Source organism: Natrinema sp. CBA1119, from assembly GCF_002572525.1.
Lineage (GTDB): Archaea > Halobacteriota > Halobacteria > Halobacteriales > Natrialbaceae > Natrinema.
In genome coordinates, this window is record NZ_PDBS01000001.1 from 288,938 (window position 1) to 310,196 (window position 21,259).

At 53.8% G+C, this 21,259-nt stretch carries 16 protein-coding genes; 7 read left to right on the forward strand and 9 right to left on the reverse strand.

All coding sequences use genetic code 11. The annotated features are described in order from the left end of the window. The first annotated feature begins 113 nt into the window (after positions 1-113). A complete protein-coding gene (locus CP556_RS01420) occupies positions 114-3,320 on the forward strand; it encodes a DUF499 family protein (RefSeq protein ID WP_098723992.1) in 3,207 nt (1,068 codons plus the stop codon). Between the two features lie 32 nt (positions 3,321-3,352). On the opposite strand, the gene CP556_RS01425 is transcribed toward CP556_RS01420, so the two are convergent. Then, positions 3,353-4,915 (reverse strand): DUF5677 domain-containing protein, encoded by a 1,563-nt coding sequence (locus CP556_RS01425; RefSeq protein WP_141551614.1) that lies wholly within the window; start codon positions 4,913-4,915, stop codon positions 3,353-3,355. Between the two features lie 208 nt (positions 4,916-5,123). On the opposite strand from CP556_RS01425, the gene CP556_RS01430 reads away from it, so the two are divergent. Beyond that, entirely contained in the window at positions 5,124-6,386 is a 1,263-nt protein-coding gene (locus CP556_RS01430; RefSeq protein WP_098723994.1) for an HNH endonuclease, read from the forward strand. A gap of 20 nt (positions 6,387-6,406) precedes the next feature. Here the strand turns inward: CP556_RS01430 and CP556_RS01435 are convergent, their stop codons facing one another. After that, the gene (locus CP556_RS01435; protein ID WP_098723995.1) at positions 6,407-7,249 is read right to left on the reverse strand and encodes a DNA adenine methylase; all 843 of its coding nucleotides are present in this window, start codon (positions 7,247-7,249) and stop codon (positions 6,407-6,409) included. A 141-nt stretch (positions 7,250-7,390) separates the two neighbouring features. Here CP556_RS01435 and CP556_RS01440 point away from each other — a divergent pair, with 141 nt between their 5' ends. Beyond that, positions 7,391-10,060: a DUF1156 domain-containing protein gene (locus tag CP556_RS01440; RefSeq protein WP_098723996.1), complete on the forward strand. Its 2,670-nt coding sequence runs from the start codon at positions 7,391-7,393 to the stop codon at positions 10,058-10,060. Between the two features lie 392 nt (positions 10,061-10,452). Next, the gene (locus CP556_RS01445; RefSeq protein WP_141551615.1) at positions 10,453-11,037 is read left to right on the forward strand and encodes a hypothetical protein; all 585 of its coding nucleotides are present in this window, start codon (positions 10,453-10,455) and stop codon (positions 11,035-11,037) included. A 178-nt stretch (positions 11,038-11,215) separates the two neighbouring features. Here CP556_RS01445 and CP556_RS01450 read toward each other — a convergent pair whose 3' ends face one another. Beyond that, positions 11,216-11,512: a hypothetical protein gene (locus tag CP556_RS01450; RefSeq protein ID WP_098723998.1), complete on the reverse strand. Its 297-nt coding sequence runs from the start codon at positions 11,510-11,512 to the stop codon at positions 11,216-11,218. A 419-nt stretch (positions 11,513-11,931) separates the two neighbouring features. Here CP556_RS01450 and CP556_RS01455 point away from each other — a divergent pair, with 419 nt between their 5' ends. Further along, positions 11,932-12,315 (forward strand): DUF8076 family protein, encoded by a 384-nt coding sequence (locus tag CP556_RS01455; protein ID WP_098723999.1) that lies wholly within the window; start codon positions 11,932-11,934, stop codon positions 12,313-12,315. A gap of 59 nt (positions 12,316-12,374) precedes the next feature. On the opposite strand, the gene CP556_RS01460 is transcribed toward CP556_RS01455, so the two are convergent. From CP556_RS01460 to CP556_RS01475, 4 genes are all read right to left on the reverse strand, one after another. Further along, positions 12,375-13,013 (reverse strand): hypothetical protein, encoded by a 639-nt coding sequence (locus CP556_RS01460; protein WP_098724000.1) that lies wholly within the window; start codon positions 13,011-13,013, stop codon positions 12,375-12,377. A 7-nt stretch (positions 13,014-13,020) separates the two neighbouring features. Then, positions 13,021-14,778, reverse strand: coding sequence for a 5-methylcytosine restriction system specificity protein McrC (locus CP556_RS01465; protein ID WP_098724001.1), 1,758 nt, complete (start codon positions 14,776-14,778; stop codon positions 13,021-13,023). After that, positions 14,778-16,007, reverse strand: coding sequence for an AAA family ATPase (locus tag CP556_RS01470; RefSeq protein WP_098724002.1), 1,230 nt, complete (start codon positions 16,005-16,007; stop codon positions 14,778-14,780). Before CP556_RS01470 ends, CP556_RS01465 begins: the two co-directional genes overlap by 1 nt. A 258-nt stretch (positions 16,008-16,265) precedes the next feature. Then, complete coding sequence (locus CP556_RS01475; protein WP_098724003.1) at positions 16,266-16,520, reverse strand: hypothetical protein; 255 nt, start codon at positions 16,518-16,520, stop codon at positions 16,266-16,268. A gap of 304 nt (positions 16,521-16,824) precedes the next feature. Between CP556_RS01475 and CP556_RS01480 the strand changes: the two genes are divergently transcribed. After that, positions 16,825-17,826: a hypothetical protein gene (locus CP556_RS01480; protein WP_098724004.1), complete on the forward strand. Its 1,002-nt coding sequence runs from the start codon at positions 16,825-16,827 to the stop codon at positions 17,824-17,826. Between the two features lie 243 nt (positions 17,827-18,069). Next, entirely contained in the window at positions 18,070-18,645 is a 576-nt protein-coding gene (locus CP556_RS01485; protein WP_098724005.1) for a hypothetical protein, read from the forward strand. A gap of 444 nt (positions 18,646-19,089) precedes the next feature. Here the strand turns inward: CP556_RS01485 and CP556_RS01490 are convergent, their stop codons facing one another. Together CP556_RS01490 and CP556_RS01500 are read right to left on the reverse strand one after the other, a co-directional pair. After that, positions 19,090-19,758, reverse strand: coding sequence for a recombinase family protein (locus tag CP556_RS01490; protein WP_176548091.1), 669 nt, complete (start codon positions 19,756-19,758; stop codon positions 19,090-19,092). A 1,137-nt stretch (positions 19,759-20,895) separates the two neighbouring features. After that, positions 20,896-21,177 (reverse strand): hypothetical protein, encoded by a 282-nt coding sequence (locus CP556_RS01500; RefSeq protein WP_098724008.1) that lies wholly within the window; start codon positions 21,175-21,177, stop codon positions 20,896-20,898. Positions 21,178-21,259: the final 82 nt, after the last annotated feature.

Consider the following 21,259-nt stretch of genomic DNA (forward strand, 5'->3'; position numbering starts at 1 on the left):
TACGTTTTGTGACCGACCGAAGCAGGCGAGCACGTCTGGTTGGTCCTGAGAAGGAGATGTTCGCAGGACCATAGTGTTTATTGGGTGTCCAAGAGGTGTGTTTAAGTATCAAGATGGCACAGACAGGATCCTTGTCGAACACCCTCGAAGACACGGTAACTCTCAGCCGTGAGCTTCGGGAAGAGGGGCAGATCGATGGCCAGGTGAAGCTCTACAACGTGGATGACGATGACGAGTTCGAGTCAGACGCGGAACTCTTCTTTGAGCGAACCCTGATGACCCAGGGGCTCCGTGAGGCGCTTTCGATTCTCCGTGATTCGCTCACGGGCGGTGACCCGCGCGGGACGCACATTCTCTACGGTCCGTACGGCAGTGGGAAGTCCCACCAGATGGTGGCGCTGTACCACTGCTTCGACGACCCCGACGCAGCAGGTACGTGGGCAAGCGACTCGGTCGAAGGCTTCGACACGGCACTTCCCGAGTCGGCGACGCCGGTCACAGTCGCTATGCAGAACGAGCAGTATGAGTATCTCTGGGAACCGTTCTTCGAGGCGCTCGATTACGATCCTGGAACGTTCAGTTCGGGCGGGTATCCCGATATGCAGACGATTCAGGACGCCGTCGGCGACGACACGGTCGCGTTCTTCGTGGACGAACTGGAGGACTGGTTCGATACACTCCAGGGCGACCGGAAAAGTGCGAACAAAGCCTTCCTCCAGTCGCTCCTCGAATCGACGGCGCTCTCCGATCTCGAACTATACACTATCGTCTCTGTCCTCCGTGAGGGCTCCGAGGTCCACGACATCCTGAACCGGGAACAGGCGGTCGAGGTCAACATGAATAATCAGGTGGACAAACGCGAGGTCCTGCGTCACCGCCTGATTGATTCAGTGAACGAGAACGCCGCCCGCGAAATCGTCAATGGGTACTACGACGCGTACGACCAGTCCGATCACGTCTCCATTCCCGATGATCTGCTGTCGGAGATGCACGATCTCTATCCATTCCATCCCGTGCTTCTGGACGCGCTTGAGACGCGGTACTACGCTGACGAGGATAACCAGAACACGCGGGGGATGATCTACCTCTTCTCGAAGGTTCTCTTGGAGATGCAGGATCAGACGGATCTGATCACGCACGGTGATATCGACGCTATCGAGTTTGAGGACGAGCTGGCGAAGATCAACTACGAGCGGTTGAACGCGGCGACGGGCGACATCAAAAGCCGCATCGATGAAGACGATGTTCCCCACGGCCGACGTATTCTGAACACGATCCTCCTGTACTCGCTGAAGCCGAGCGAGGGCGAGGGCGCGGAGGTCTCGGAGATCGTCATGGGTGCCTACCAGACAGGCGATCTCGTCTCAGACGTTGTCCTCAACCTCGAACGTCTCCACGGTGTCGCGTGGCATCTCCACAAGCTGAACGGAAAGTACGCGATCCGCGACCGGCAGAACCCGAACGCGCTCATCCGGAACGCGGCCGTAGACGTCTCTGAGACGTCGGCGAAGGCTGAAGTCGCGGACTTCATCACCGATATCTTCGGGTCGAACGCGCATCCGGTCGGATTCCGGACGAACGATATGCGGGACATCCCGGACGACCGTGAGGTCAAGGTCGTCGTGAAGGACGACCAGTGGACGAACGAGGAGGTCGAGAAGGTCATCACGAACGACGGGCGTGGCCGCGAGTGGCGTAACACGCTCGTGTTCGTCCAACCCTCGGGCGACAAGGCCATCGAGTCGGGGACACGGTATATCGACAAGGCGCGGTACATCGAGGGCGCACGGCAGGTACTCGCCGACGAATCCCTCGATAACGAAATCCGGGCGTCGATTCAGGGCATGAGGGAGCAGGAGGAGAACGAACTCCGCGAAGAACTCCAACTCCTGTACGGAGAGGTGCTTGACGGGAACGACCTTCTCAATGACTGGGGGCAGATGACGCCGATGGAACTTGACGTGTACGTTCACGACGAGGCAGAGCTGAATGCCTCGAACATCGCGGACTCAGCATCCGCAGACCCATTCGACCTCCAGTCGCACGTCTGGGATATCGCTGAAGATCTCTTAGAACGACGCGGGGAGATCTCGGTTGAGGACATCTACGAGCAGTTCCTCCGCGACCCGGACCTTCCGATCCCTGGCAGTGCGAACGACGTCCTAAATGCGACTGTCAAAGCGCTCTCGGACAAACCGGTGCTCGCCCGTGACACTGGAGGGTTCCGCGATGATCTCTCCGGGAGTTCGCTGGACACCGTCCTCGTCCAGCAAGACGACGTGGACGTGTGGGGTGTCGATGATGTCGAGCAGGAACTGCGTCAGCGGTTCGGGAGCGGAACGACCGCCCTCGATATCGGTGACTTCGAACTGGAACTCGTCGAAGACGGCGAGATCTGGATCGACGGCGACAGCCACGACGTCGTGATGCGGGCCATCGGTCGGCTCGCTCGTGAGGAGCAGTACGTCATCGTCAAAGGGAACGAGATCCTCGATAAGCCCCAATCCGACGCGACGGTCCGCGACGTCGGCGGTGCGGAGGTCGTCGGTGCATCGTCCCTCGTAGATCGCATCGAGACGCACATCGACGACGACGGTTACGCGAACCTCGACACGATCATCGGCGAAATCCGTGCCGAGGAGTCAGTATTCCTCCCGCCGGACGAGACCGAGTCCGTCGCCCGCGAGGCAGTCAACGAATTCCTCGTAGACGACTACGTCCTGGAAGCCGGCGGTCGGTATCTCGGTTCGCTGGGCGACCGTGACCCGACGACGGTAAAGATCGTCCCGACCGTTCCCGAGCGGATCGGCGACCAGATCCTGGAGTACATCGAGGACCTGGAACCCGGGGATCAGTTCACGGTGAACAAGGTCGGCGACCGGTTCGACAGCAGCGTTACCGAGTACATGGTGCGGACGTACCTGCTGGAGAACATCGGAAAGGACGAAGAACCCGAGTACGTCGTCAACACGACCGGTTCGGAGAAAGCTTCCGACTGGGTCCCCGGGTACCCGTTCCGGAAGGCCGACACGGAGATACCCACGTGGCGCTTCGAGTACAACGGCGATGACGTCGCCGCGATGCGGAGCAAGTGGCGGAACAACCACCAGACGGGAAGTGTCGATTACGGCGACGTCACGTTCATGCTGCCCGACAGGGAGGGTGTTCCCGGTGCTCTTCAGGGGACCGCCGACGTCGAGCGCACACAGGTCAGCTTGACGTTGCGATCCGAACAGGACTACACGAAGGTGCAAGACCTCTTCGAGCGGATGCCGGAAGAGGCGTCGAGCCTAAAAATCGAGATCAGCTTCCAGAAGTAACTACGTACCTGCTAAGCGGCGTGAAATCGACGTCAGCTGTCATTCCACTCTCTCATAAACTGCTTTACTGACCCAGCCAAGTCTGGTATCTGAGGGTCTTCAGCGTTAATCTCTCGCGCCTCAATCCAACTACTGAAACTTCGATTCATCAAGTTCCCCGCTTCGACGACCGCGTAGGGGTTCTTATACACAGGCCTAAACTCTGGAATCTTGTGATACTGGTGTAGCGGATTATGACACGTGACTAAATTCGCTTTGTCCATCGCATTCCACTGGCCATGCACTGCGGCGCTGTACTGCTGGAAACGCATATCGTAGACATCCTTACAGCCAGCTTCCTGAGCGAGTTCTCGGGTATTCTTATCCGCCCAATGACCCACATCTACCGGCAGCAGGTACATCGCTCTCTGTGCTTCGATTTTCTGCTCTAAGTCATCCAATCCTTGTTCAAGATCCCCCACCTCTTCATCTGGGAATTCGGAGGCCACGTTCTTGGAATGCTCCAGCAGTAGCTTCTCTTGGCCGAGACCGTATTCAATGAAATCCTGGTAATCACTACGGCCACCCTTTTGATTGAGCCACTCCAGCGTGATATGCGTCTCAGCCATACACCGAAGGATGATACTGCCGATGTCGTGTGACCACATTGCCGGAGTCCCTGCAAGGGATGTAGCCAAGTTAACCTGTCTCAGAAGTAAACCGTCCAGTACCTCGTGTTTTCCGGTGAACTCCGCATCATGCTTCGCATCCCACCAAAGATCAAGTAGAGTGGTTCGAAGCTCTGTCTCGTATTCATATCCGATTGCCGCAAGTTCCTGAAAGAACTCTTGATCGGGGTTCTCTCCCTGTTCCTCCGCGTCTTGGTCCTCCTGCGGAAAGATACACTCTGTTATCTCAAATCCCCTCTGCCAGAATCGACGAGCCCAGTCACTCTGGTTTTCGTCGGCCTCATCCGAGGCATTAGTCGCTTTGGTCGATGCTCTCACTACCGACGCTAGCTCCCTTGACTTCTCCGTATCCGGGTATCGAAACACTTCGTTGATATCCGCAAGAGGGCTATCCGGAGGAATCATCATTCCACCTGTCGCCATCAGAGTTCCGACAAAAATACCCTGAACGTACGTGGAAAGGTGAGACCGTCGGTCCGAAAGTTCATCCACGATCTCAGCCAGATAGCCGAGGTGATGATCTTCTTCCGGTGGTGTTTCATCAAAGAGTGACGCCTTAGGATACGACGGATAGTAGGCGATAAGTGGCTCTAAGCCGTGAAACAGATCCTCAAGGACATCGTCATCCAATGCCTCTTTCAGGCTACCGAATTCTGAGGATGAGAGTTCATCGTAGTCGCTGGAAAGAACGAAATCCCCTCCCTCATGAATCTCTTGTGCCTCCTCTGCGCAAGCGATAGCGATATCAACTGTCCGCTTTCCACCGACAGCATCGTACATTAACGCGATCCCGAGGAAGTCAGGCATTCGCTCACGAGCCCACCGCACCATCTCCATAGATCCCCCAACAGAATCAACAAGGGGTGGGACGAGGGTCGTCCGCCGCCAGCGGTGATCGCCTAAAATCTCGTCGTTATCGTCAGCCATAGAGGTATAAGTGTGTCAGTTGAAATAAAGCGTGAGGGAACCGACTATCTCTGATGTCCCAATGATAGCCCCTGTTTCCTATCTCCTGACGCGCTCACGAACGTTTCATTGGGATTACTGTTATCGGGAATCTCAGAACTCATCTGGCCAATCGCTGTGATGGAGGACCCACACTTATACGGCCTCTTCATAATGATATCTTTATAATATGCCTTCACTTGATAAGTCGGAGCTCCATTCGCTTGTTGTAGAGTCGATTGGCAATGACGTAGTTCAAAATAGTGGTGTTGATTCGGACCCGCCTTTCGAAGTGTACTTGGAGGAGGGAGAACCCTCCAGATGCCGATTCTACATGTTCACTTTGACTTCTACTGGATCAGAACATCGATCAGAAGATGAATATCGAATCGACCTAAGATTGCCAAACCACGAGGGGGGAAATGTTTCCCCCGCGGCTCCAGACCGTTCAGGGGACTACTTGGTTCTAGTTGGCGGGTACAACCCAGAAAGGGAGGTGTTCGCCTTCTGGGACGATGATTTGTATGACAGTTACGGTTGGGTACGGCATCTACAAATCAAAGAGGGAACCCTCGACGAAGCGGAAACAAAAGGAGTCGGCTTTCAGCATCGTAACGGTGGTTCGGGGGGTGAAACCGTGATCGCAGCCAGGAAAGGCTCCCTTCGACGCGCCGTTCAGATGCGGTATCGATTAGAACACACCCGGGACCTTCTTTCAGAGTATCTCCCAGGTGATTGGCGTAGCAACTCATCAGATGATGAATCGATCCGGATTCATCGCTTCGAGCTTTTTGTTGACTGCTTCTTTACACAAACTGATCAAACACACACAGTTTCTGAACGATGTAATCGTGCCGAAGAACTCTCGCATAATATTACATCTGATATTTTGAATCAGATTGGATTACCGGATAAACCGGGACTATATGATATCTTGTCGAGAATGGGATCTGATTGGTTGGGAGAGCCTACACCGCATGAAATCGAAGCGGAACGTGATTCGGTCGAAGAACAGATTCCATCTGAACCGACACTCACTGAGGAACAAGAGGAATTCAATGAGACTCAACGCCGTGCACGAGACTCTGCATTCACTAAGGTAGTGAGAGATGCCTATGACGAAAGATGTGCTGTCTGTGGGAGCAAACGGTTGTCACCTGCTGGGAACCCTGAGGTAGAGGCAGCGCACATCTTCCCGAAGAGTATGAATGGCCGTGATCACGTTCAAAACGGTATTGCCCTCTGTAGACTCCATCACTGGGCCTTTGATTGTGGGTGGATCTCGCTCTCTGACGACTACGAGATCCTTGTCAAGGATGAATCGGGGCTAAACGGGTATGACGATTTCAGCCCGTTAGAGGGTGATAGGATACACCTTCCTGAAGAAGACGACAAGAGACCACACCGCAAATTCCTTGCGGAACATCGGCAGATGAACGGATTTGACTCCTGATCGCTATTAGACGGTCAAGCTCATTCGTCAGAGTGGCCTGAAAGCGTCGTTTGACTACCAGTCTGGAAAGATCCCACCTCGCTTGGATCGTAGTTCATCACAAGACGCTCAGTGACTTCTGTGCTACGAGTCTCGTTGTCGTGCTGTTTGTTCATAAACTGGGAGCGGCCTTGCTCCACAACGTGGTATTTCTTCAACCGCTCAGGGAGTCGCTGGTAGGAGACTGCCCACTTCCCATCCATTTCTTCGAGCGTATCGACGAATCGGTCGTGGTCGAACTCCCCGTGGCGGTACAGAGCGTCGCCTTCATCAACGTACGGCGGATCAGCGTAGAAGAAGGTTTCCTCACTGTCGAAGCGATCCATCAGGTCTGCGTAATCAAGGTTCTCAATCTGGACGTTTTGGAACCTCTCAGCAAAACTATGGAGTTTCTCTGTCGCATTACGGAGCTTTCGAGCCTTATTCCGTTGGCTTGCGGATGCGAATCCCGATTTTGTTCGGTATTTTGAGGCGTATTGAGAGTACCGAAGGTAAAAGAATCTCCCTGCCCGCTCGATGGGGTCATCCGGTCGCTCGCCGGAATAGAAGTCCTCTTTCCATTCCTTGTGGAGATCCCTTGCGTACGGGGTTTTGTCGAGCCAATCTACCAGATCTTCTTCGTGGTCTCGTAGCACTTTGAAGAACTGAACAAGATCCCCGTCTCTGTCGTTGTAGACCTCTGTGTGACTCTCTTCCTTTGTGACGAGGACGGCAGCACTCCCACCGAACACTTCGACGTAGCACTTGTGAGATGGGAAATGTTCGATGATCCAGGGAGCGAGATAGGCTTTTCCCCCAGGGTACGGAAACACCGACTTAGTCATACGTCTCTTTTCTCAACACCCAGTTATAACACTTCCACCATCAGCGGGTCCTTTAGGGAACGGGCTCTTAATTCGTTAAGTGGAGTCGTGGAGACTGCACACTTAAGGGGATAGTTCTGTATCCCTTTACCATACTGAATCATGTCTGAACAATCTGGGTCATCACCCGAGACGTCTGAGCGGACGGAACTTCCGATTGAGCGAGGCTTCCCTATTGAGCGCGTGAATGAGTTGGCCGAGCGAGAAGGGCGAGCGAAAATGTACTACCGCCCTATCTACACCATGCACAAATGGTGGGCCCGTCGTCTCGGGTGTGTCTTCCGAGCGATTTCACTCTACTCGCTCCTTGATGACCCAGATACAGTGGATGTGTTCGAGCCGGGCGACAATGGGGAGACGCTGGCGAGCTGGAATGATGATGGCTCTGCCGAGTTAGATATTGCTTCCATTCTTGAACGGGTCGATATGGCGGACCCTGAGAGTCTTTGGCAGTTGTATCCAAAGGATGTCCGGGTTGAAGGTAAGAAAGTGCTCGATCCCTTCATGGGTGGTGGAACTTCACTGGTTGAAGCATCACGTTTCGGAGCAGAAGTGGTCGGGAATGATTTGAACCCTGTGGCTTGGTTCGTCACGAAGAAGGAGCTCGAAGCTGGCCAGACAGACGTAGATGAACTGGAAGACGCCTTCGAGAAAGTGAAGAAGGATGTCGCCGAGGAGGTCACCCAGTACTACAAAACGCCCTGTCCTAACGGCGACCACGACGCAGATGTGATGTACAACTTCTGGGTGAAGGAATTAGACTGTGTCTCCTGTAGCCACACTGTACCGCTGTTCAAGGACTACAGAGTGGCCAAGGGTCGTTATGAGAACGACGATAAGTACAACGTCCTCTGTCCGGATTGTGGGGCGGTTACTTTAGTGGACGACTGGCAGTCTGAAAGCCTCTGCGATGCCTGTGGTCATAGTTTCATCCCGAAGAACGGGAATGTGTCGCGGGGAGGGAAGTACAACTGCCCTGACTGCGGTCAGAAGTACGCAATTACGGACGCCATCCAGGAACAGGGCCCACCAAATCTTCGTCTTTACGCGGTCGAGTATTACTGCGACCACTGCGAATCCGCCGGTGGGGAACGAAGTGAATATAAAGGGTACAAACGCGTCGAAAAGGCGGACATCGAACTCCTCAATGAGGCAATAGAGGAATGGGAGAGTAGTGATGACCTTCATAAGTACGTCCCCGACGAAAAAATCCCAGAAGGAGCAATTACTGCGTCCTCTGAGCTGGCTGGGAATGATGTCTTTGACCACGGATACGAGTACTGGACTGATATGCAAAACGAGCGTCAGTTGCTCTCAATTGCGAAGATTATGCGGTCTATCGAAGATGTGGATCCGCCGTTACGAGACTACCTCCTCTTGGCTCTAACGGACTCCCTCATGTTCCAGAATATGTTCTGTATCTACAACCAACCTGCAAACAAGGTTGAGGGCGTCTTCCGGATGAACTCGTTCGTCCCGACCTCAGAGGCTATTGAGAACAATGTCTGGGGCGCTTCAGCAGGTCGAGGTACGTTCTCAAACTCTGTTGATAAAGTGATGAGCGGTGTTGAGTATGGATCTTCTCCGACGGAGCGGTTTATTGAAGACGGGGAAACCCAGGAAACGGGAAAGTTCGCACAGTCAATTGGTGAGGACTTCTCTCTTCACCAAGGGGATATGCGGAACCTCGACTTCGAGGATGAATTTGATGCAGTGATTACTGACCCGCCATACTACGACAACATCATTTACTCGGAGGTCTCCGACTACTTTTACGTCTGGCAGAAGATTCTGCTTGAAGATGAATACCCTGGATTTGACCACGACCAGACACCGCGCGCCGAATCAATCGTAACTAACCCGTATCTGGACAAAACAGTCGAGGACTTCGAAACCGAGATTGGGCAAGCCTTCGCTGTAATCCGACGAGCTCTAAAGGACGATGGGGTTCTGGCGTTCACCTATCACCACTCTGACTCAGAGTCGTGGGGCGAATTGCTTGCATCGTTATGTGCTAACGGATTCGAGGTCACAGCGACGTATCCAATCAGTGCGGACTCTAATAAATTCATCACGGGGGAGGCCGTGTCCTTCGATATTGCCGTCGTTGCTCGGCCTATCGATGAGACAGACCCGGCGTCGTGGAACTCCCTCCGCCGCGACATCTACCGTACGGCCCGACGGACCCGCAAGCAACTCGAAGAAAACCGTGACCTCTCTCGCGGCGACATCGGCGTGATGGAGATGGGTGCGTGTTTCCGCGAGTACTCCAAGCACCACGGTAAGGTCCAGCGCGACGGAGAGATCATGTCCGCAAAGGAGGTCGTCCAGGAGATCTACGGCATCATCCAAGAAGCAAGCGACATCGGCGTCGAGGACGTGTTCATCGACCTGCTGGACACGCCGAATCCCTCGTTCGACGACGTCAACAAGCTCTGCCGCGGGACGAACGCCACACCCGAAGATCTCAAGGAGACGCGCCTGTACAACCAGGACGACGGCTTCGAACTCGGCACTTGGGACAACGAGAAGCGCCAGGCGTACATCCAGGAGCGAGTTAACGGCGACGGTGGCGACCACCTCTCGAACCTCGATAAGCTCCAGTTCCTGCGGTATCGCTACGAGAAGGGACAGGCGATCCAGAACTACGTCGAAAAGTGGGACGTCGATGACGACCTGCGCGAACTCGCCGGTCGGCTCGCCGACGTGACCGGCGACGACACGTACACGCGCGTGCTCGGGGATCGGGACATCACGAGCTACGGCGAATAGGAACCCCGAAGCTGAACGCGAAGACAACTCCCGGTGGCGCTTTTCGATAAACCATTTCGAAACTCTCGCTGAGAGTGCATCCGTTGCTTGCCGTACCCCATCTTCCCACGGCCTGTCTAAGGCGAGTCGGCGATATGGTCGTGCTGTGAGTCTGCTGCCCTGACTCTCAATCCGGATATTGGACGTATAGGCTCTATTGGGGCGATATCACGGTGTTCCAAGGGCAGAGGTTTTTACCCACCTGGTTACTCCACTATTCCGGAGTATGATACCGAAAGCACATTTCGACTCAACGGTGCAATTCCGGATTCGGTCGTTGGGTACCGACCCCATCTACCGGTTACGAAGAGTTCGACCAGTGAGTTCCTACTGTATAACGAGAGGTGATGCTGATGGCAGCAACGGAGCGTAGAGTTCTGATCGTAGAAGAGGTCCCGGCATACAGTACAATCTCGATCACACGGGAAGAACGGCAGGAGATACTACATAATGTGACTGAGAAGATCGAGTTCCAATCTCAGAAAGACGATCTCTCTCAAGTAAACCCGTGGTTACAACACCTACACGACACCCTCCGGCGGCAAGGTTCGACAATCGATTTGCATAGAAAAGAACATAGTCAGCTGAACATGATCGCCAAACGGAGGATGAGGTCAGAGGAACTGATAGAACGATTAAAACGCGGAAGACCAGAGTGCCGTTGGTGTGACGGATCCGCCAGATATCAAATTCATCTCGATGAGTCAGATCCGGAGTTGATCTGTGGTGAATGTATGATGGTACTCACTACGCCACATGCCTACCGACTGTTGCAGGAGATTGATCCGACAGTTGCACCAGCAACAGAGATCATGATTAATGATTCCGCGGTGTTTCCTCCAAGAAGCAAGAAACAGACGTTCTTGTCGAGTTTTGCTGACTCAGATCCAGAGATACCGAAACCTGATGAATCCGACCAGCTGATGTGGACGACCTGATTTCTGACTGAATATTCTTAGAAGATCGCGTCGGCTTCACTTTCTGTCCAGTTCGTATCGTAGATTGAGAACACCTTAGACCTCTCTAGCTTCTATCGTGCATTTATTCAACTACCTGTTGGGAAGAAAAGTGTCTGGCCGCTGGTTTCAACAGGGTTACTTGAGAGGACATCGCCTGTTACGCGGTTTTGAGGATGACGAGTGGCGTGCCGTATTCTGTCGAGGTGTTTAGACTGCGTCCGAGATGCTCGGGGTATTCTTCGCGCATTAAACTACATACTGCGGAGTACGTAACATCGTAGTAATCAGCGATAGCGTTGATTTCAGCGTTCGCACCAGTAATCACGACGATGTCTTCAGTCTCGTACGCGACATCGTACTTCTCACGGATCTCCTGGAGGTGTTCCGTATAGAATGAGTAGATGTCATCCCGGGTTTGCTGGTCGATGCGGTCAGATGTGCTCGCTGTTACCATTACATGTTGTTATACCCTGCTGCCACGTATAAAGCTCAGCCCCCGGTATACCATCGGGCCGCTCTACGTTTAGTCGGGGTAGAGTTGCGCTCCCCTCAACCAGGTTTAGATGTGTGAGCTTAGAACGCGACGTGACATCGTCGCCAACTGATGGGGGTACTGTTGAACCCGATGACCTACGACTAGTCATGTCTGCTCAAAATTAGCAAGACTACACCGAGATAGTGCTTTCGTGGCATCTTCCAGGCCCCCACCCGCTGTTCTCACCTTAGGTATCGAATACCACAGCACGCAGATTTACTTACCAACGCAGTCGTTTGAGCTTTAGACACCTATCTGAATATAGAAATCCCGTTAGCAACTACTGGGAACTACGGTACCGTATCCATTTTTGTCCCTTCGGAGTCGTTGTATGCGTAATGGCAGGTCCCGGACAGATACCCGGACGCTACAATCTCGTTATCGAAGGTGCGTATGAGACCTTCGAGCATCAGATTCCTGTGGAAGAGTTTGTACAGCGACTCCAAGAAGACGATGTTCCAGATAGTGTGAGTGTTGTTGGTCTCGCAGATGCCTTGGCGGATGAGGATCTGGCGGATGAGTTGGCCCGCGAGATGGATCAACGTGCAAACGATTTAGAGTACCAGAGTCCGACAGTACAGTTTGTCGTCGAAGGTTCGTTCCATCGTAGTGGGAAAACGTACGACCTTCGGTACGAGGGTGAACTTCACTCTCTCCAGCAGGTTTTCGGCCCCCAACTTGAACGGAAAGAAGATGGCAAGTGGCTCGTCGCACCGTTCTGACCAGAAACCTGAACCACGGAATCAATAGCCTCTCTGAAGAAACTGCCCGGCTGACGGAATCAGTAGTCCACGATTTGTGCTGGCGTTAGTGTGATTGAGTCGATCTTCTCTCTGGCAAGTTCCTGTTTGAGACCATTCTCACTGGTCAGTCGAAGCTTCGCTTTCGGGCCCGTATTAATTGCTTCAACGGAGGCTGCATAGTACGTTTCTTTCTCACCATCTACCCAGCATTCGACTTGAAGCTCTCCTCCTTCGACGTCGCCGCTCCACTGACGATCAACGTAGTTCTGCCAGCAGTCTTCGCAAACCTCGTCCATCTCTGTCTGAAGATCACCAGTAAAGGACGTAGGCTCGAACGTGATTTCATAGTGGAGAGGTCTCCCCCGACAGAGACGACGAGCCCCGATTAGTACCCCATCACCATCCCGACGAATTCTAACCAAGCAACTTCGAATACCCGCGATATCGTCGTCTCCAAGACCCACATACGATTTGCCGAGCTGGTCACGGCAACGTTCGCACGTTATCGACTCCTCTGTAACATCCTCTTGGAGTTCGAAGTGCTCTCCTTCAATGGGAATTCTCTCTATATCACAGAGACTATCCCAGCCGAATCCTTCGCTCGGAGGCAGATTATTGTCGTAGAAGACGTGTGTCGTTCCTTCGTTGGTCGTCCACTGGTACGGTGCTTGGTACATACTATCTCTATAAAAGTTTCAATGGGCCTTCCTTCTCAACGTCTCCCCCGCCGCCTAGGAAGTATAGGTCGATCCACTCTTGCCCCTGGTCACGACAGAACACCGGTACGCACGTCGTCGTATGCTCGTAGCGCTGTTCACACCGCGTTTCGATCTGCTCTCGCGTCCAGTCGCCGTCCTGTTCTAAGTCATACCGATTGCGGACTTCCCACGAGTGTTCGTCGGCAGCAGCCTTGAGGACGCGGAGCGAGAAGTCCCGTGTGTCCTTGAAGGTGAACGGGCCGCTCATCGACTTCGCATCGCTCAGGTCCGTTTCTTCGACGCCGTCGAGGCACAGCCGGTTCTCCGCGACAGCGCGGAAGGCTTCGAGTTCGGGTGATATCGTGACGAGGACGTCGTGTAGGTAGTCGTGGACGACATCGCCGTATCTGTCCAGAGTGAACTCCTGCACGGGTGAGACGATCTGCAGTTCGGCTCCAGTCTGGGCGACGCGGCGACGCTTCGGTTCGAGCAGCGGACACAGGAACGCGAGCCTATCAGAGTGGAGAAGGTAGGCGTAGCTGAACAACCGCGACCGGGACGGCGATTCCTTCACCGGATCGTGGCCTTCTGCGTAGTATTTCGAGTCCAGCACCGCCAGCGTTTCGTCGCCCTCCTGTACCGCATGATCTGGTTCGTGGTAGATCTGGCCTTCACCCTCGAACGGATTCACGGACGGTGACCGGACGGGCGTCACGTCGTTGAGGTCGCCGAGGTGGTCGTAGGACTTGATGTACGAGAGTTCGCGCTCAATGACGACCTGAGAGTACTGCTCGAACAGCGACTCCATATTCAGGACGTAGTCCACGACCAGCTCTCGTGGTCCATCACGGAGTTGCTGGCCGAGCGACGACGACATCACTGCCTTGGCAACATCGAACGCCTTCTGGTAGTACCGTCGCTGCTTTGGAAGGTCGCTGAGTGAGAGGCGTCGATACTCGTCCATCCTGTCCAACCCGCTGCTGACACCCATACTCTCCAGGCGCTCCACCTCGCGGTGTACTTCCGAGAAGATTCGATCGTATGCAGGGTGGTCGTTTTCGTGGGTATTCTGCCGGAAGAGTCGAAGGAGCGTCTTTCCAGCGAAGTGGAGTAGCGAGTTCGCAGCGTTGTCATACTCGGTCTCGTTGCGGATCCAGTGTGGCTCCAACGTCCCGCGCCCGTGGTTCAACAGCGTTTGTTCGACGTCGATCTCCCCCCGTCCGTCAAGACTGTCGAGCCGGCGGATGACCAAGTCGCGGATGTACCCCTGCCGGTGGATCGTCTCCAAGCCATCCAGGTAGTTGATCGCCAGCACCACGAACACGTCGTCAAGATGGATATCGTCGGAGAGAAAGTCCTGCAGCGGGATCCCGTGATACTCGATAGACCGGTTCTGGTCGTAGACGGCCAGGAGCATGTCGAAGATGTGTTCCCAGTCGATCTTCGGATCGACCTGCACCTTCGACGACGGCGTGAGACTCACGACGCCGATGATGTCCGTCGCCTCAACGTGGAGTACCTCGTTTTCGTCGCCATCTACGGTGACCGTGACAACTTCGTACTCCTGCTCACCGTCGAGTGCCGCCTGGCTCTTCGTGAAGAAGCCGGGGCTCTCCTGCGTGAAGGACGCGCGACGAAGCTGGTCCCCGATGGACGACGGACAGCCCTCTATCCGGATTTCCCCGCGCTCAGGGACGTTGAAGGTGTCCTGCCCGTACTCGTAAACTTCGTCAACCGTACTCATTACTCGTAGGAGCCCATCTGGCGTCGTTCCTGTTCGAGTTCCCGTTCGGCGAGCTCAGCAGCAGGGGCGAGATCGAACTCCTCGAACTCGCCGTTCATCGCGCGGTAGTGTTCCGCGATCCGCTCGATCTGTGGGAACGCGGCGGCGTTCAGGAGTCGCGGAACGATGTACGTCCGGAATGCCTGTCCGACCGCGTCTGTCTGGTCGTACTCGTACTCTCCGCCTTCCCGACAGCCAACGCCGAGGAAGACGGCGACGTCGCGGTAGTGCATCGGACCGAACCGCATGATCGACCCCTGCGACGTCGATTCATGGCCGTGATTGATACCCTGGTAGTCCCGCTCGAACAGCCGGAGAATCTCGCTTTCTCCAAGATCTGTGTGGTCCGTGACGTGCGTGGTGATCCAGTCTTTGAACAGCTGACGGCGCTTGTCCTCCTCGTACTCGTCTAACTCGATCATGGCGAACCGGCGGGTGATGGCGTTATCGAGTTCGTTCACCGTCCGGTCGGACATGTTCATCGTACAGATGATGTTCACCCGCTCGTCCAGCTCAATAGTCTCACCTTCGTCAGTCTCAAAGATGGTTTGGTGTGGGTTCTCGATTGCAGTGTACAGCGGGCCAAAGATCTTCGATATGTCCGCTCGCGTAATCTCATCGAGGATGACGCCGTATTCGACGTCGAACCGGCGAGCACGCTGAACGGCTTCGGACACGCAGCCGAGTTTCGTCCGGTAGCTTAGTGAGTCGCCGGTGTAGTCCGGACTGATGCCGCCGATGATGTCCGACGGCGTCCACGAGGGTGTCGCGGTGTTGAGGGTGTATCCGATTCCGGTTTCACGAGCGAGTTGCTTAGCAAACGTCGTCTTCCCTGTCCCGGTCGGCCCATACAGGACGACTGGCTTGCCCGCTTCCAGCGCGACCTTCGCGTTCCGCTCCACGTCGTTTGGAACGAGTATCTCTTCAGGTGTTTCGTCGCCGCGGAGACTTACGACACGCTTGAGTCGATCTGACGCCAACCGCGACTCAAGTACGGCACGTCGAACCTGACCCAGACCACGCTCTCCGTCGTGGACCACGTCGAGTTTTTCGTCCTCAATCAAAAACTCCAGTACGTCTTCGCTCTCCGCGTTCTGGATTGCTTCGACGACGTCGTCGGTTACACGTCGAAGAATTCCGACTTCGTCTTGGGCGTCCTCAAGCGTATAGTCGTCCGACGAGTCACTCATTACCAGATACAGGTAGGGCTGAGTATATAAAATCCCGTTCAAGAGATAAGCAGATTCCTATTGGTCTGCTGGTGAGGATGCTATAGAACAGTTTGGCTCTGTTGAAATCCTATTGGTCGGACACTATATGCGGTGAAACAGCCGGTGAGTGGGTGTGCCTACCGAACAGTTAGTACACCCGCAGGGATGGTGGACTGCGTGTCACAAGCGCCGTCAGAGGCTCTGTTATGCTGGGACTTCGGAACAGCAAGATTGCGACTATACGGCGAAGTAGGCACCGACGCCGAGGATGAACAAGCCAACTGCAATGGCAGGGACACGGATTGATTGTTCTGAGGACGGCGTGGAGGTGGACTCACGGAAGAAAGAAACTCCACCAAGAGCGAGAAATACGACACTCAGGAATGCGGAGAACAGTGCGACAGGCTCGAGTGATGGATCAAGCGCGAATCGAATGAGTCCGATTGTGCCAACGAAGGCGAAACTGATTCCCGCGATATCGGTTCTATCCATACTATGGGAATCATTTACGCTGGAGAAAAAACGTTTGGTTCACTCTGTTTCACTTACCTATCATCCCCAAATCTGTCACGGGTCAAGGACTTCAACAGAGCCAACAGTTTGTATACCTTGTTCTGGTGACCTCGGGAAGCGATAAGTACAGACCTAGGACTGACCGTACCCGAAGATTGGGTGGACGAAGCAGAGCATAAGACTCTCGGTGAGTTCTGATTTCTGCGTGATTCGGTGATAGAACGCAGACCCCGGTACGTTTGTGGAGTGGTTTTATATAGCATGTCACCCAATAAGTAGGAAAATGGGTGCTGGCGAGAGTAGCGAAACCATCCCAAGGTCTCTGGAAACCGTCCAGGAACGCACGCAGTGGATTCGAGACCGAGAAATAGCCGACACGGCGCTCAGAGACTTCCTCCGAAACCACGACAAAGAACACCCCAACGGAGATCGAGATCTTGAGGAGCACGTGGCCAAAGTCCTCAATGAGGTTGAATTCGACGACTTCCGGAAGCAATTCCGGTTCGGAGGGAAACAAAGCCTGAACTTCTTCGTCTTGACAGGGATCTCCGACGAATTCGACGACATCCCAGCGAGTATCGTCAGCGAATTCCCGCGAGCCGAAGAAGTTCAAGACCAGAAAGGCGAACCGTTCCTTGTCGATACCGAAGAATTCGACAACAGACTGTATGTCATCCTTGGCCGGTACGTGTCGATGAAGACAGTCGATCCATCTACCGGTAAGCCACAGCGCGACTTGAAACCAGATGAGTGCGTGGCCGTCATCAACAAAGACACTGACTTAGTACACGTCCGAACGGCTGAGGTTCCGTTGGCCCGACGGATTTGTCGGAAGATCGCGTCCTCGGTTGGGATGGATTACAATAATGAGGACGTGTTCTACAAACCGTCCTTCGATCAGGCGTTCGTTGACGAGTTCAGCGACCAGATTGAGAAGTACGTGAACCTGAACGTTGTTGTGAACGAAGGCGATGGTCGGACAGCAAGTTCAGTCCGGTATACCTCGAAGAAAGACGAAAGCGGAGATTACATGAACTTGCTTGAGGACGACCAAGTACAGCAAGAGCTTAACGAAGAAGATGGTGAGATATCGAAGGGGTACGTCAAGCTCAATGACGGCGACTTCGCGCTGTACCTGAATCGACCCCAAAGCAAAATTTGGTTCAGGAGCTACGAACGGGAAGGGCGACTCAACGAGATTGAGGAACTCATCAATGATGTTCTCAGAGAAAGTGGAGGATATCCCCAACAAAAACTTCAGGGATTTGAAAACATCCCTGAGTGAGCTTCAGACCGAGCAAAATCGATTCACTCGGTCGGGCTTAGCGAAGCGTTCGGGGGTCGATGAGTCACAAGTTCTTGTGTTCCTCAGTGAGTTGTGCGATGAAGGGGTGGTTGCGGCGAAGCTGAAGGTTCGGTGCCCGAACTGTCACCAAGAGCACGGGACATATGCCTCTCGTAGTGATGTGCCGAGTGGACCAATACATTGCTTCTGTGGTGAGGAGTTCAATCCGAGCGAGAAAACGAATTGGTCGGTGGTTTACGAGTTCGTGGAGGACGTCGATTTTTTTCTGACCTCAAACTGGAGTTCGAGACCTTCGTAGATTCAGCGACGACCTTGAGTGCAGAGTATTTCCAGACGAAGTTCGAAGAGCTAGAGAATATCGACGATAGTGCAACTAGGGGCCGGTATTTCGACTACTTCGTTGGTCTGTTGTTCAACCAGCTTCCCGATGTTAACGTGGTGATTGGTCGGGAAATAGCGACAGGGGAGATTGATGTTTTTGTGGCGTGTTTAGACGCTCCGGATTGGCTGCACCGACTAGTGGGAGACGCGACGCTATTGGAGAACAAGTGGCGTGAGAAGCCTACCGGGACAGATGATATTAGCGTGTTTCACGATAAGGTCACAATGGCAACTGCTTCGTGCAAAGTGTGTTATTTCGTCAGTATGAGCGGGTTCACGTCGGAGCGAAATATTGGTGCAGAGCAGTTGATGCAGTCAAAGACTGATCCGAAGATGGTAGGATGGGACCGAGAGGATGTAAAGGAGATGGTTCGTGAGGGGACGCCGGAGTCGTTGTTGCGGTCACACGTTATGTAGCGAGGATTCACCGTGCCATTCGCGGAAGAACTCCGCTCGGTGCGGTGATCGGATAGGTTACTTGGGCTCTGTTGAAACCTTAAATAGCTAATAGGTTCTGCCTTTCAACTGCTAAGTGTAGGGTTTCTATACGGTGTTCAGTTCAACTATACGTGTTATTGAAGCCTCGCTTATAATAATCGGGCCCACTATTCGTCCGTATGGACTGGGCTTTCAGAATTCGAAAAGACGTCCCGTCTTGGGTAATGAAACTCGTACTAGTTGGTTCCATCCTGCTAATCGCTAGTCTCCAGTACTTTGATATCATCTAAATGCGCGTGAATTCCCACGTTTGACACCGATAGGTGGGCAGACCTACTTATCGACGTGTTCACCGTAGAGCTAGGTGAACTCAAGGCCGTGTGAAACGTTCCATGACACCCTCCCGAAGGTGCTTATATCCAGCTAACCGTTCTTATTGAGGCTGAGATACTGTTCCTTTCTGTCCATGATACCGGACATCGTTGATGGGACAATCTCCAGTTCGTCCTCCACCTCACGGTAGGTCGATCCAGTCTCAACCATACGAATTGCTTCGAGTACGGTGTCAAATTCCCCGTCACGATCAGGTACCCATTGTTCTCCCTCGTTATCGAATCGAAATCCGATTGGTGGGCGACCGTGGTCGTACCCTTTGTCCATCCGCTCTTGGACAGCCTCGCGTGCGCGCTCAATTTCTTTTTTCTTAGCTTCGTGCTCGCTAGCTGCTTGGAGAACTTCGACGGCAGCTTGAACTGGATCGGAGAGGTCGAGCTGCCCCTTTTGGAAAGTATGGGCTTCAACATCGTATTCACGGAGATCCAGGATGAGCCTCATCGTTTCGTCGAAGTCGCGTGCGAGACGGCGTTTATCGTTGATAACGATTGCATCAATTTCTCCAGATTGGACACGACTACGGGCCTGTTGATACTCCTCCCTGCTCTCATCCCAACCTGATGTTCTCTCGCCGTCGTCGTAGATCCGTTCGAGGGACATCTCGTGTTGATCAGTGTATTCCCGAATGTGGCGCTTTTGACGCTCAATAGATGTATCTGAGTCCTGTGAGAGTCGAGTGTATCCGATTACCTCAGCCATCGTCTTCACCTCGGGGGTCACCGACCGGAACTGCCCCATACTCAGGGCAGTCAATCCAACCTTGTCCGAATGCGCCGCCCATTCCACTGTCGGGATACCATTCGTGCAGCTCTCCACAGACGTTGCACTCTACTAGCGGTGGATTCTGTTCAAGCGCCTCCTGCTCGATATAGTGATTTCCTTGGTATGAGTCGCAATGTTCGCAGACATTCCCCCAAACCTCTCTCCCCTGGGTCCTACTGTACACCCTTTGGACTAGGTACTCGTCTGTTTCTGCTAGCTGCTCACCTACGTCACTATTCAGATGTCCTTCCTCTGGCCAAACAACGGGTGTCTCCCGTTCACATTTCCAGCACTCGGTATTCCATTCAAGCACGGAAACATCACTCATCGACAACGGTCACCTCCAATGTGTTCCCCGACTTGACTTTCCATTCTAATCGTCGTCCATCCAAGGCCATCGCTTCCGCGATCCCCTTCGGAACAGTGACCTTGTACTGTCCATTCGCCCCCTGACTGACTCTTGTCTTTGGCATCTCTGTATAGGCCTTTAGATAGGCCTATATTTAGTACTAATCCATGTTTTCGAGAAACCGGGGTTTCTCGAACAAAGGCAGCGTGATCAGTGACACAGTTCTTAAAAAGTATCTGCCACTCTGGAGTCTCGATTGCATCTTGTCGCTGTACCAGACCAAATCTACTCGGATAAACGGTGATTTGAGTCGATACAGCGAATTGCCCTACCAAGCAGGATTGCGTTTCGAGTTAATGCCAGTACGACCATCGTGGTAGCCACCACGCCACACGATGGTCCGGCATTTTCGGGAACACATTCTCTCTCTCTCACGGATGCCGTGTGTTAACTCCCACGGCAACTAAACACAGTGCAGAAAGCCCCATAAACAGTCGTATATCACTTCGCAGGTTGAGACTCAGAATATCACGTGTAAATCAATATTTTGGTGAATCAGCTGTATGTCGGATGATTCCACAAAGTCTGGGCGAAATTCTGTAGTACTCTGGAGACCGATCGTACTTTGACCGGTAAGGAGCGTTGGCTTGTTCTGTAGATTCCGAACGACAGCATACGTCGAGTAGGTATCGGACGTAGCGCGGACGCGGGTCGGTTAGCGTCGTCTACGCCAGCGCGATTCCGGCACCGACGGCGATACTCGTCAGCGCGAGACCCGCGAGTGCGACTGTTGTCCAGTCGTAGTGTCCATCGAGGTCATCGCCGGAGTCGAACCCACTGATACCGGTCAGAACGCCGTGGCCGACAGCGACCGCGGAGAGACCACCGGTGAGCGCCGGCGTCGTCCAGATTTCGAGTCCGTTCTGTGTGACTTCTCGTGGAGCCGTCCCAGCGAGAAGGACGCCAGTTGCTATCGGGGCCGCGGCTGCCGCTTTTTTGTAGGCCATCGATTAGGTTCCCGACGTGATTCCGAAAACTGTGGCAATGCCGCTCCGCGGACAGTGGTCAGTACAGGGACCATACTTACTG